This is a genomic window from Salinisphaera sp. (assembly GCF_002729955.1).
In the GTDB taxonomy this organism is placed as follows: Bacteria; Pseudomonadota; Gammaproteobacteria; order Nevskiales; family Salinisphaeraceae; genus Salinisphaera.
This window is the reverse complement of the sequence record NZ_PBYA01000013.1, coordinates 15,453-28,256: the sequence shown is the minus strand read 5'-3', so window position 1 is coordinate 28,256 and position 12,804 is coordinate 15,453. Positions and strand designations below refer to the sequence as shown.

Here is a 12,804-nt window from a genome sequence, read left to right as displayed (position 1 = left end):
GGGTTTCGCGCTGCTGCGCGAGTGACTTTCATTTGCTTGTCCAAATGAAAGTAACCAAAGCAAAGGACACCCTGTCTTGCGCCGATGCTGCGCATCGGTTCCCTGCGCGGCTCCGGCCGAACGCGGGCCGGCCGGAAACTCGCTTCGCTCAAACATCCGGCCGTCTTTATCCGCGTTCGGCCTCCACTGCTCGGCGCTGCGCCCAAGGGGCCGAATACAGGCAAGCTCGCTATCGCTCGCTCAAGGTCATGATTTTTTTAGATCGGATTAGCCGAAGGCCTAATCCGACAAGAAAGCAGCCCCGCGCTGATTCCCGTTAACAGCCGCGCCGACTTGCCGCTATAGACAGCGCGCTGGACGCATCCCGTCGCGCGAGCATCGGCGTATCGCCCCGAGGCGGCGGGGCGAACCGTTCGCGTTTTAAACCCGAACTAGAACGTGGCCAACCTGTATCAGGCCTTGGCACTCGCCCGTGCCGACACCGCGTCATGCCAACGCTTGAGATGCGTGTGATCCTCGCCGATACGCAGCTTGACCACGCGGGCGAAGTCGACGGTGCACAGGGCGGTGATATCGGCTACCGAGTAGGAATCGCCGGCGATGTACTCGTTGTTGGCCAGGTGCTCGTTGAGAAAGCCGAACATCTTGCCGGCGCGTTCGAGGCTGATCTCGCCGAACTCGGTCGAGCATTTCTCGCGATCGGCGAAGGCGCCGGTGATGTTGCGAAAGGCCATGGCGACGGGGAACAGGAAATTCAGCTCCATGCGCCGGTTCCACATCTCGATAATGGCCTTGTCTTCGGCGTTCGTGCCCATCAACGGCGGTTCGGGATGGGTTTCTTCGAAATACCGGCTGATCGCCATCGATTCGCCGATACAGATGCCGTTGTCCAGCTCCAGCGTGGGCACGCCGCCGAGCGGGTTCTTGCGCTTGTATTCGTCGCTGAGATTCTCGGCGGCCATGAGGTCGAGATCGATGATCTCGATATCGTTGAAATCGATGCCCTTTTCGGCCATGAACACGCGCACGCGGCGCGGGTTGGGGGCGCGGTCGCTCTGGTAAAGCTTCATATCGATACTCGCGGTGGAATCGTTGTTGTAGGTACGCCGGGTAACCGTATCAGGCTGCGCGGACCACGCGTTCGCACTGGTCGTGCAATACGTTCACGGCGTGGCCGAAGGTCGCGAAGCGTTTGTCGCGGGTCTTGCCTTCGACATAGCGCTTGTAGATCTGTTGCAGGATGACCGCCAGGCGGAACAGGCCAAAGACCTGGTAGAAGGGCCAGTCGTCTATGGCGTGGCCGGTCTTCTCGCGATAGCGGGCGAGCATCTCGTCGCGGCTGAGCATGCCCGGCAGATGGGTCGGGCCCATGCGGATATCGCGCATCGGCTGCGGGTCATCGGCCTGCACCCAGTAGGCCATGGAGCAGGCGAAGTCCATGACCGGATCGCCCAGGGTGGCCATTTCCCAGTCGAGTACGCCGATGATGTCGTTGAGTTTTTCGTCGAAGACGACGTTATCGAGCTTGTAGTCGTTGTGGATGATCGCACGCCGGGTGACGTCGGGTATGCGCGCTTCCAGCCATTGCATGAGCGCTTCGCAGTCGGGCACGTCGTCGGTGCGGGCATTGCGGTAGCGCTTGTTCCAGCCGGTGATCTGGCGCTCGATATAGCCTTCGGGCTTGCCGAAATCGGCCATGCCGGCGGCGTCCACGTCGGTGGTATGCAGCTTGGCCTGCACATCGAGCAGCTGTTCACACAGCCGGGTGGCCTCGGCCGGGCTCAGGTCCACGCCCTCGGGCAGGTCGCGGCGCAGGATCACCCCGCGCAGACGCTGCATGACGTAGAACTCGGCGCCGATCACGGCTTCGTCGGTACAGTGCACGATCGGCTCGGGGGCGTATTCGTAGACACCGTGCAGGCGCGAGAGCACGCCGTATTCGCGGCCCATGTCGTGGGCGGATTTCACCTGGCTGCCGAAGGGCGGGCGGCGCAGCACGTATTCGTTGCCGTCGACGGCGAGCAGATAGGTCAGGTTCGATGCGCCGCCGGGGAACTGGCGGATGGTCATTTCGCCGTGTTCGGGCACCAGCACGGGGGCGTGCTCGCGACACCAAGCGGTCAGTGCGGCGGCGTCGATGCCTTCGCCCTCGCGAATATCGCGGGCCTGGTCCAATGCGCTCATCCGAATCTCCTCAGCTGTGCGTTGTTGTGGTCGTTCACGCGCGGGCTGCGAGCAGAGCCTCGGTCGCAGCGATCACGGTATCGGCATAGGTGGCCACGTTGAGCCCGCGCTCGCCGTGCTTGTGACGTTTGAGATACCAGTCCTGGAGCATGGCCTTGACCAGCCCTGCGGCAATATCGGCGTTCATCGCGCCGTAGTGGCCCTCGGCCTGCCCCTGACGGATGATGTCGGCGAAGATCTGTTCGGAATTGCGTTCGGCCGCGACCGCCTGGCGGCGCTCGTCCGAGGCCAGATGGTGGGCTTCCATATAAAGGAAGAAAAACCACTCGCGCAGGGCTTCGGTGGTGAGCAGGTGGGCTTCGATGGCGGTTGCCAGCCGGCTGCGGCTGTCCTCGATGCCTTCCAGGGCGCTGGCCATGACCCGTCTGAGCGTGCGCGAAACCCAGGCCTGGATCAGCCGCGCGAGCTCGTCCTTGCTGCCGATATAGGCATAGAGCCCGCCCAGCGACAGGCCGCTCTCACGGGCGAGTTCGCGTAGCGTCATCGCCGCGAAGCCCTTGCGGTTGGCCAGGCGCAGCGTGGCCTCGATAATACGGGTGAGATTATCGGTGGCCGCCTGCGCGCTGCGCACGGCGATCGTGCCCTCGCGGGCCTCGACGATCTGGGCACACAGGCTGCGGCTGTCCAGATGATGGCGTGCGGTAAAGCTTTCCAGAGAGGGTCGTTCCATGGCGTACGGCGCCGCGCTAGCGGAAGGTCACCAGGCTGTCGTCGCCGGCGGCGCGCAGGGCGGCGATATCGTTGAAGCCGAGCATGCGCCAGCCATCGCGGGTGGTGCGCAGTTCCGCCACGGCCGCGTTATAGATGCTCCAGTTGAGCTCGATGGCCTTGTCGTCCGGCGCGCCGGTGGCCGTGGCGATCGAAATCGCGATCGGCCCGCCCGAGCTGCACAGGCCGATACGGGCGTCGCGCGGGTATTCGCTGCGCAGCCGCGCCAGCGCGGCTTGAACGCGCGCCTTGAAGTCCTGCCAGGATTCGCAGCCGTCATGTTCGTGCGGGGTGCCGGCCAGCCAGTGCCGGGTGACCTGTTCGAATACCTTCTGAAACAGCCGCCGATCGGTTTTCAGTTGGTCGCGGACGGCGCCCAACTCCGGGTTGTCTTCGAAAACCCGGGGTGTATAGGCGGCAAAGATCGCGTCGGCGTCGTACTCGTTGAAGGCCGGGTCCGTGTGTATCGCGGGTGGATCGTCGAAGCCGGCATTGACCAGCTCCGCGGTACGCTGCTGGCGTTGCAGATCGCCGGCGAGCATCACGTCGAAGCGTTGCCCGGCCGCGGCCAGATGGCGGCCGACCAGGCGGGCCTGGCGTTCGCCGGTTTCGGACAGGCGGTCGTAGTTGGCCGCGCCGAAACTGGCCTGACCATGACGGATGAGTACGAGCTGGGTCATGGCGCGACTATAGGCAGGCGACGTTTGCGCGGTCAATGTATAACGGACGTTCGTTTTCTATCCGCTATGCTGGTTGCGCCTGCACTCTCGCGCTTAGCGTCATAACGCTAGCAGACTAATAAGGTTTGAAAAAATGCACAATTCCGATGCCGTCCGGCGTATCGCCATCACCGGCGCCGGCAGTGGCCTGGGCCGGGAACTGGCGTTGCGCTATGCCCGCGAAGGCTGGCGGGTGGCGGTCACCGATATCCAGGATGGGCGTGCCCGGTGGGTGGCCGGCGAGGTCAATGCCGCCGGCGGCGAGGCGATCGCACAGACGCTGGATACCCGTAATCCCGCGGACTTCGAGGCCGTGCTGGAACGCATTCGCGAGGAATGGGGCGGGCTGGACGTGTTCGTGAACAATGCGGGCGTGTCCAATGCCGGCAGTGTGGTCGATACGCCGCTCGAAGACTGGGACTGGATGCTCGACATCAATCTCATGGGCGCGGTACGCGGGGCCCGTGCGGCGCTGCCGCTGCTGCGCGAAAGCCGCGGCCATCTGGTGAATATCGCTTCGTTCGCGGCGATCGCCAATGCGCCGGGCATGGCTGCCTACAACGCCGCCAAGGCCGGAGTGCTGTCGTTGTCGGAATCGATCCGTGGCGAGGAATACGATCACGGCGTAGGGGTGACCGTGGCCTGTCCGGCGTTTTTCGCCACCAATCTGCTGGATTCGTTTCGTGGCACCCATGAGCGCCAGCGGGCCATGGTGGAAAAACTCATGCGCCGGGCGAGCGTGAGCGCTGCAGACGTGGCCGATGACATTTATGATGCGGTGCGCGAGAACCGGTTCCTGGTGATCTCGCACCGCGATTCGCGTTGGCAGTATCGTTTCAAGCGGCTGTCGCCGGAGCGCTTCTTTACCGCCGTACGCAAGGCAACGCGTGGCTTTGCCGGCTGATTTGCGGTTTTTGCCGCATGCAAGAGACCGACGATGACCCAACCGACGTTCATGATCTACGGGGCCTACGGCTATACCGGTGAGCTGATCGCTCGCCAGGCCGTGGCCGAGGGTTTGACGCCCGTACTGGCGGGCCGCCGCGCCGAGGCGCTCGCGCCCCTGGCCCGGGAACTGGGGCTGGATTATCGCGATTTCGGCCTGCACGAAGCCGCCGATATCGCGCCGCATCTGGACGGTATTGACGTGCTGCTACATTGCGCGGGGCCGTTTTCCGCGACCGCGCCCCAGGCCATGGCGGCCTGTATTTCTGCGGGCGTGCACTACCTGGATATCACCGGCGAAATCAGCATCTTCGAGCACTCGTTCAGCCGCCATGACCATGCGGCCAAGGCCGGGATCGTGCTCTGCTGTGGGGTGGGTTTCGATGTCGTGCCCACCGACTGTATTGCCGCCTATCTGGCCGAGGCCATGCCGGATGCGGTCGAGCTCGCCCTGGGTTTCGATTCACGCTCGGGCTTTTCGCCGGGTACCGCCAAGACTTCGGTCGAAGGCCTGGCCGACGGCGGCAAGATCCGGCGCAACGGCCGTATCACCACCGTGCCGTTGGCCGCCAGTGTGCGCGAGATCGATTTCGGCGATGGTCCGAAACAGGCGATGACCATCCCCTGGGGCGATATTTCGACCGCCTGGCATACCACCGGCATCGACGATATCGAGGTCTACATGCCGATGTCGCCGAAGCGTATCAAGCAGGTTCAGCGACTGAACTGGGTGCGACCGTTGCTGGGCCTGTCGCCGGTGCAGAGTTTTCTCAAGAAACGGGCAGCGAAAATCGCCGGCCCCGACGAATCCCGTCGCGAGCAGGCCACCACCCATGTCTGGGGCGAAGTGGTGAACGCCCGTGGCGAGCACCGGGTCGCACGGGTGCATGTGGCCAACGGCTACGACGTGACCGTGCATGCCAGCCTGGCGATCGTGAAACAGCTGTTGGCCGAGGCGCCGGCGGGGGGCAGCTATACGCCGTCGCGGCTCGCCGGCAAGGAACTGGTCGAACACCTGCCGGGCAGCTCCAGCGTCGAGATCAGCTCAGAATAAATCTCCGAACTCGGGCGGCTGGCGCGCGGTATCGATATCGAAATACGCCGCCATCGCGCGATAGAGCTCGTCATGATGGATGGCCAGTTCGGCGCCACGCTGGAAGAAGGCTTCCACCGCCACGGCAAAGAATTCGGCCAGGTTCTGCCCGCCGTAGATATCGATCACCGGCGAGCCGTGCTCGCGCAACGTTTCGAAGGCCTCGCCGAACACATGCGTCCAGTGGTCGGCATCGGCCATCGGCGGCGCGCCTTCATGGTCGGGGGCGGCGAAATCCAGCAGGTGAGCGAATTCATGCAGCACCACGTTGTGGGGCGCGCCGGCCAGCGCCTGCTCCACATCGGCCCAGGACAGAATCACCCGGCTTTCGTGCCAGGCTTCGCCCGAGGCCAGCAGGGGCAGATCGTCGACAAGTCCCTGTTCGTCAGGCTCGGTCTGCGGGATATAGAACGCGTCGGGGTAGATCAGCACTTCGCTGGGCAGGGCGAACGTGCCCGGCGTGGCCCCCAGACACAACAGGCTGGCCTGGCCGGCAATCGCCAGGCGCATGTCGGCGCTGACGTCCATGCCCTGACAGCCGATGAAGCGCACGTCGGCGATAAGCCGGGCCACCAGTCGCGGCAGACGCTCGTGCTGGCGCGCGTCGAGCGAACTGCGCCAGGGCAGCAGGGCCAGCAACCGGGCGCGCTCGTGTTCGTTCAGACGGGCCGGGCCGCGCACGAGCAGCCGCAGGCGGGGATAAGCGATAATACCGGCCGCCGCGATGAGGCTGCCGACGACAACGGTGATCGCGGCCGCCGTATTCATACGGTCTCGATCCGAGCGCCAGTCGCCGTTCGGCGAGCTATCGATTGCATAAGGATGGAAAAACCCCGGTGAGCTGGTCCCAAATCGCGCTGAGCATATTCTCGACCGTTACGTCGTTCATCATCTGGTCGTTTCTGGTCTATATATTTTACGTGCTGCGTAACCGCAGCCTCGAGCACAAGCTCAAACAGCTCATCCAGCCCGAACGCAGCGTACCCGACGAAGACCGGGTACATATCGTGTGTGCCAACGCCACCGGCGTACGGGTGACGGTACGCGATGTGCGTTTGATCACCGACGACGATGTGCACGTTAGCCTGGCCTATATCGGCGATACCGGCGATGTCGTGAGGCCTCGCAAGCCCAATGACATTATTGCCCGGCGGCGCAATCCGGTGATTACACGGCATGAAAAGGCAGGCCTGATCGAGCGGAATTTCGTGGAGTTGCCGGCACAGAGCGCAGGGATGTGGGCGCTGACCGCCAATCAGGTAGAAAACCCGCGGTGGCATTTCACGGAGTGCCTGCTGGTGATCGACTATCCAACCCTGTTGAATACCCGCAAGCTCATGGTCGTCTACGCAAAGCAGGCGATCGTCGACAGCATCAACGACGATTTCAACCGCTATATCGTCGATGCCCGACGCCGTCATCAACAGGGGCGTTAGCGCCGCGCTATTCGTTGGCCACACCATGCGGGACGTGACCGGCGGCCACGCGCTGTGAGGCGCTGCCGATATGGGTGGCCTGATCGTCGAAGAAAATGTCGGCGCCGAAGGCTTCCAGAAACTCGGCCTTGGTCATGCCGCCGAGAAACAGCGCTTCGTCGATACGGATATGCCAGGCCCGCAGCGTACGGATCACGCGTTCATGGGCGGGCGCGCTGCGCGAGGTCACCAGCGCGGTGCGAATCGGGCAATTAGCCGGGTCGAATTCCGCCTGAATCCGGGTCAGCGCTTCCAGAAAAGCCTTGAACGGGCCCCCCGGCAGGGGCTCGCCCGCCGAGCTGACTTCGCTGGCAGCAAAGGCTTCCAGCCCCTGTTCCTTGAAGATGCGTTCGGCGTCGTCGGAAAACAGCACCGCGTCGCCGTCGAAGGCGATCTTGAGTTCGCCGTCCTTATGCGCCAGCGAATGGCCGGGCACGATGGTGGCGGCGGCACAGCCGGCCTTGAGCGCGGCGCGTACGTCGTCCGGGTCGGCAGACAGAAACAGATCGGCGCCGAATGCATTCACATAGCGATAGGGCGAACTGCCGCTGGTAAACGCCGCTCGGCTTATCGGCAGTTTGTGATGGGCGATGGAATTAAACACCCGCAGGCCCGTATCGGCGCTGTTGCGCGACAGCAGGATGACCTCTACGCGCTCGCTGCCTGCCTCGTTCAGGGCCAGCAGCTTGCGTACCAGGCCGAAGGCGACGCCCGGCTCCAATACGTCTTCCTCGTGTTCAATCTGGTAGTTGCAGTAGGCCTCGCGGCCGTCGGTTTCGAAGACGCGATGGCTTTGCTCGAGATCGAACAGCGCGCGCGAGGAAATGCCGATGACCAGTTTTTCGGGGTGCGTGTCCATGCGTTCAAGTGTAGCGCCATCGCGCGCGCTAAGCGCGCACGACGTGCTCCAGATCGGTGCGCGTAACCGTCTGAGACTAAAGTCCCGGTGCGTTCTAAAACCGCGACCCGGGTGCCCGTAAGGCGCGCGTCGCTGCTGCCGAGGGGCCGCACAAGCCTTGCTTCATCGAAAATAATAAGGAAATGTTAATTTTTAATTGCGTTTTCTTGCGTGGTTGGCAGGCGCCTTGCTTGCTGTGGCGGCTGGCGCCGTGTTCGCGCCCGCCCGGCAGTGGCTTGGCAAAACCCTGTGTTTGTAGGGTAACGTACAGCTCTAGCCGGATCGTGGTGGGACACGGTCAGGGGGATCTAGCTTTTTATCTCAGGGAGAAACGAGATGGGGACGAGTACGTTCAAATCCAGCACGGTTCGTGCGTCTGTACGTGGTGCAATCGGCACCGCCGTTGCGGTACCGCTGCTGTTTTCGGCCATGCCGGCCATGGCTCAGAGCCAGCAGGAGCAGATGCAGCAGCTGCGTGAGCAGATCCAGCAGATGCAGCAGCGCTTCGACGAGCTTCAGGCCGAACAGGAGCAGATGAAGCAGACGCAGGCATCGCCGCGTTCGGACAAGCAGCTGGTACGCAAGTCCGAAGACAGCGACGGCTTCATGGTGGGCAACACCAACGTGAAGATCGACGGCTACTTCAAGTTCGATGCGGTCTACGATTTCGAAGACGACCACGGCGCCTCGCTCGGCCCGTCCGACGCGATCGGCACGCTGGATGATAAGGGCACCGATCGCCCCGGCGACGCGGATCTGGGTGCCACCATCAAGCAGACGCGCCTGCGCCTGCACACCACCACGCCGACCGAATACGGCGACGTGGGCGGCTATATCGAAATGGATCTCTACGGTCAGCCGTACGACTCCAGCTTTGACGGCAGCGTCGGCCCGCGCGTGCGTCGTGCCTATCTGACCTTCGGCAACTGGCTGATCGGTCGTGACTGGTCCACCTTCTCGGACTTCAACTACGGCACCACGCTGAACTTCTACGGCCCGCAGGCCCAGTTGTTCGAACGCCAGGCCCAGGTGCGCTACACCATGGACGCGGGTGAAAACACCTCCGTCGATTTCTCGCTGGAGAACCCGGGCGGCGGCACCGTGATCGCTGGCGACGAGAACGATCCGGATTTCCGTGGCCTCGAGGACGGCACCGGTACGGAAAACACCCTGCCGGACATGGTGATTCGTCTGAAGAACTCCAACGGCCCGTTCAGCGTGCAGGCAGCGGCCATCGGTCGTTACTTGAAGGCTGACGTGAACGACGTCACCGGCACCGGCGATTCCGACGAGGATTCCGTGGTCGGCTACGGCCTGAACCTCGGTGGCTCGCTGACCCTGCCCACCAAGACCACGCTCATGGTCTCCAGCGTGTATGGCAAGGGCATCGGCAAGTACGCCTATCTGCCGGCCGGCGGTGCGGATGCCTATGTCACCAGCGACGGCGATCTGGAAGCGATCGAGCGTTACGGCTTCATCGGCACCATCTCGCAGGAGCTCACCTCGACGCTCACGACGAACCTCATCTACGGCAAGGCCTACTCCGAGAACCCGGATGACTTCGTCGGCAGCACGGACGGCCTGCATGACAACTCGTCGTCGGCGCATGTAAACCTGCTCTATACGCCGGTGGACCCGCTGACGCTGGGTATCGAGTACAACCGGGTCGAATACGAGAGGCAGAGTGGCACCGACGCCACCGCCCAGAACGTACAGTTCTCCACGATCTACAACTTCTAGATCGCGGCTATACGACCCGCCCGGCGTTCGCGCCGGGTGGCTTGAAGCCCCGGTTCGCCGGGGCTTTTTTGTGCCCCGCGTTTGTGAACGCGGCGGCGAGGCGTTTCGCCACAGGTTAGGATGATCCGATGACCCGCCGTGCTGCATCCCCAACCCATGCCGGCCCCAGGGCCCAGGCTAGCGCGCTGGCCGAGGGCGTGGCCCTGCATCGAGCCGGTCGGCTGGCAGAGGCCGAGCGCTGTTATCAGCGCATCAAGCGCCGCGACCCCGATTACGCGGAGGCGCTGCGCATGCGCGCACTGCTGGCCCACCAGCAGCGCGAGCCCGCGGCCGCGGTCAAACTGCTGCGCCGTGCAGTCGAGCACCAGCCCAGCAACCCGATCTATCACCACAGCCTGGCTGGGCTCCTGCGTGCGCTCGGCGATCGCGCAGGCGCAATCGCGGCGTTTCGGCGGGCCTGGGCGCTGCAGCCCGAACGGGCCGAAAACGGCCTCGATCTGGCCGATGCGCTGGCCCAGGCCGGGGACAGCGAGGCCGCGCTGGCGGTCTACGAAGAAGTCAGCCGTGCCCGGCCCACGCTGCTGGCGCCCTATTTGAGCAGCGCAAACCTGATGTTCGAGCGCGGCGACCCCGAAGGCGCCGCGGTCCGCCTGCGCGAAGCCGAAAGCCGGGCGGCGAGCAACGGCGCAGTACAGGATGAACTGGCCGCGGCCTGGGCGGCGATCGGCGCCTACGAACATGCTGCCGAACTCTACGGCGCCCGTCTGGCCAAGGCCCCGGACGATGCACAGGCCCGGGCCGGGCTGGGCAGTGCCTGTCAGAGCCTGGGCCAGTTCGATACGGCCACGGCGCATTTCGAGCAGGCGCTGGATATCGACCCCGGGCTGGGCTGGGTCTATGCCGCGTTGATGAGCAATCGACGCTACGTCTTTTCCGATGCCCGACTGGCCACCATGCAACGCCTGGTGGCTGATCGAAGCCTCGATGCGCGCGTGCGCAGCCAGCTGCACTTCGCGCTCGGCCAGTATTTCGATGTGCGCGAGGCGCCCGAACAGGCGTTTACCCATTTCGAGGCCGGAAACCGGTTGCATGCACGCCGCGAACCCTTCGATCGCGACGTGTTCGATCAGCGGATCGAGCGCATCATGGCCTGCTGCACGAGCGACTTCTTCGAAGTCCGCCAGGGCATGGGCCATGCCAGCGAGCGGCCGCTTCTGATCGTGGGCATGCCGCGCTCGGGCACGAGCCTGGTCGAACAGATCGTGGCCAGCCATCCACGGGCCCATGGCGCCGGCGAACTCAGCGATATCGGGCGCATGGTGCGCGAGCTGCCGGTGGTCACCGGCAGCGATGAACGCTACCCGGACTGTCTCGATCGCCTGACGCCCGACGTGGCGACAATGCTTGGGCAACGCTATCTCGGCGGGCTCGAAGCGCGAGCGCCGGATGCGCGCCGTGTGACCGACAAGATGCCCTTCAACATGCTCTGGCTGGGTTTGATCGCCTTGATACTGCCCAACGCGCGCATCGTCTACTGCCGGCGCGATGCCATGGACAATGCCCTGTCCTGTTATTTTCAGCTGTTCAGCCGCGGCCTGCGGTTTGCCTACGATCTGGGCCATGTCGGCCATGTCTATCGTCAGCACGAACGGCTGATGGCGCACTGGCGCGAACATCTGCCGCTGCCCATGCTCACCGTGGACTACGAGGATCTGGTGCGCGATCCGGAAAGCCAGAGCCGGCGTCTGATCGAGTTCACCGGCCTGGACTGGGACGATCGCTGCCTGGATTTTCATCGCCATGGCCGCGGCGTGCGTACCGCCAGTGTCTGGCAGGTGCGCCAGCCCGTCTATCAATCCTCGCTCGCCCGCTGGAAGGCCTACCAGCCCTGGCTGGCCCCGCTGCGCGAAAGCCTGGGAGGCTCGGCATAGCGTGGCGTACGTGAGCCTGTCATTACCCGGAGGGCCGCGATGGCCGCTGTAATCGAACCCACCGACAAGGGCCTGTACTGCGCGGCCGGGGATTTTCATATCGACCCCTGGCGGCCGGTCGAGCGGGCGCTGATCACCCATGCCCATGCCGACCATGCCCGCAGCGGCCACGGCCACTACTGGGCCACCGCACAGAGCGCGCCGATTCTCTACAAGCGTCTTGGCAGCAATATCGAACTCATGCCCGTCGCGTATGGCGAGGAACTGATCTTTGGCGGGGCCCGCGTGTCGTTTCACCCGGCCGGGCATGTGCTGGGCTCGGCCCAGATCCGCGTGGAAGTCGACGGCGAGGTCTGGGTGGCCTCCGGCGACTACAAGCGCGACGGCGACCCGACCTGCACGGACTTCGAAGTCGTGCCCTGCGATACCTTCATTACCGAGGCCACGTTCGCCCTGCCGGTCTATCGCTGGGCAGACACGGCCGAGGTGGCGGCCGATATTCGGGCCTGGTGGCAGGCGAATGCGCAAGCCGGGCGTACCAGCGTGCTGTTTTCGTATTCCCTGGGCAAGGCACAACGTCTGCTCGCCGAGCTGGCGCAGTTGACCGACGAAACGGTCTACCTGCACGGCGCGCTGGTGCCCTTGACCGAGATCTATCGCGAAGCCGGCGTGGCCATGCTGCCCACCGAACCGGTCAGCGCCCAGGATCGCAAGGCCGATTTCGCCGGCACGCTGGTCATGGCGCCGCCCTCGGCGGCCGGTTCGCGCTGGATGCGGCGCTTCAAGCACCACGAAACCGGTTTCGCCTCCGGCTGGATGCGTATTCGCGGCAATCGCCGTCGGCGCGGCTACGATCGCGGCTTCGTGCTCTCCGATCATGCCGACTGGCCGGGGCTGATCCGTACCATCGAGGAAACCGGCGCCCGCCGCGTATTGGCTACCCACGGCCGTACCGACGTGCTCGTGGCCTATCTGCGCGATCGCGGGATCGATGCCGCGCCGCTGGTCACCGAATACGCCGACAGCCTGGAGGCCGAGGACGGTTGAGCCG

12 protein-coding genes are annotated in these 12,804 nt (G+C 64.3%); 6 read left to right on the top strand and 6 right to left on the bottom strand.

Annotated features, from left to right (window positions below; translation table 11 throughout):
* Positions 1-452: 452 nt before the first annotated feature.
* From CMN27_RS04180 to CMN27_RS04165, 4 genes are read right to left on the bottom strand one after another with little or no spacing between them, the layout of a single operon-like run.
* Entirely contained in the window at positions 453-1,070 is a 618-nt protein-coding gene (locus CMN27_RS04180) for a glutathione S-transferase family protein (protein ID WP_293624160.1), read from the bottom strand.
* Between the two features lie 49 nt (positions 1,071-1,119).
* A complete protein-coding gene (locus tag CMN27_RS04175; RefSeq protein ID WP_293624159.1) occupies positions 1,120-2,184 on the bottom strand; it encodes a phosphotransferase family protein in 1,065 nt (354 codons plus the stop codon).
* Positions 2,185-2,218: 34 nt separating this feature from the next.
* Positions 2,219-2,914 (bottom strand): TetR/AcrR family transcriptional regulator, encoded by a 696-nt coding sequence (locus CMN27_RS04170; RefSeq protein ID WP_293624158.1) that lies wholly within the window; start codon positions 2,912-2,914, stop codon positions 2,219-2,221.
* Between the two features lie 16 nt (positions 2,915-2,930).
* Entirely contained in the window at positions 2,931-3,632 is a 702-nt protein-coding gene (locus CMN27_RS04165; RefSeq protein WP_293624157.1) for a histidine phosphatase family protein, read from the bottom strand.
* A gap of 133 nt (positions 3,633-3,765) precedes the next feature.
* Here CMN27_RS04165 and CMN27_RS04160 point away from each other — a divergent pair, with 133 nt between their 5' ends.
* Positions 3,766-4,575: an SDR family oxidoreductase gene (locus tag CMN27_RS04160; RefSeq protein ID WP_293624156.1), complete on the top strand. Its 810-nt coding sequence runs from the start codon at positions 3,766-3,768 to the stop codon at positions 4,573-4,575.
* A gap of 33 nt (positions 4,576-4,608) precedes the next feature.
* Entirely contained in the window at positions 4,609-5,670 is a 1,062-nt protein-coding gene (locus tag CMN27_RS04155) for a saccharopine dehydrogenase NADP-binding domain-containing protein (RefSeq protein ID WP_293624155.1), read from the top strand.
* Here CMN27_RS04155 and CMN27_RS04150 read toward each other — a convergent pair.
* Positions 5,662-6,477 (bottom strand): M90 family metallopeptidase, encoded by an 816-nt coding sequence (locus CMN27_RS04150; protein ID WP_293624154.1) that lies wholly within the window; start codon positions 6,475-6,477, stop codon positions 5,662-5,664. The genes CMN27_RS04155 and CMN27_RS04150 overlap by 9 nt on opposite strands.
* Before the next feature lie 68 nt (positions 6,478-6,545).
* Between CMN27_RS04150 and CMN27_RS04145 the strand changes: the two genes are divergently transcribed.
* A complete protein-coding gene (locus tag CMN27_RS04145; protein ID WP_293624153.1) occupies positions 6,546-7,145 on the top strand; it encodes a hypothetical protein in 600 nt (199 codons plus the stop codon).
* A 7-nt stretch (positions 7,146-7,152) separates the two neighbouring features.
* On the opposite strand, the gene CMN27_RS04140 is transcribed toward CMN27_RS04145, so the two are convergent.
* On the bottom strand, positions 7,153-8,043 hold the full coding sequence (locus tag CMN27_RS04140; protein ID WP_293624152.1) for a 5'-nucleotidase: 891 nt from the start codon (positions 8,041-8,043) through the stop codon (positions 7,153-7,155).
* A 375-nt stretch (positions 8,044-8,418) separates the two neighbouring features.
* Between CMN27_RS04140 and CMN27_RS04135 the strand changes: the two genes are divergently transcribed.
* The 3 genes from CMN27_RS04135 to CMN27_RS04125 all read left to right on the top strand — a co-directional run bounded on the left by CMN27_RS04135 (position 8,419) and on the right by CMN27_RS04125 (position 12,800).
* Positions 8,419-9,822, top strand: a complete 1,404-nt coding sequence (locus tag CMN27_RS04135) for a DcaP family trimeric outer membrane transporter (RefSeq protein WP_293624151.1) — start codon at positions 8,419-8,421, stop codon at positions 9,820-9,822.
* Between the two features lie 128 nt (positions 9,823-9,950).
* Positions 9,951-11,753 (top strand): tetratricopeptide repeat-containing sulfotransferase family protein, encoded by a 1,803-nt coding sequence (locus tag CMN27_RS04130; RefSeq protein ID WP_293624150.1) that lies wholly within the window; start codon positions 9,951-9,953, stop codon positions 11,751-11,753.
* Positions 11,754-11,792: 39 nt separating this feature from the next.
* Positions 11,793-12,800, top strand: a complete 1,008-nt coding sequence (locus tag CMN27_RS04125) for a ligase-associated DNA damage response exonuclease (RefSeq protein WP_293624149.1) — start codon at positions 11,793-11,795, stop codon at positions 12,798-12,800.
* Positions 12,801-12,804 lie beyond the last annotated feature (4 nt).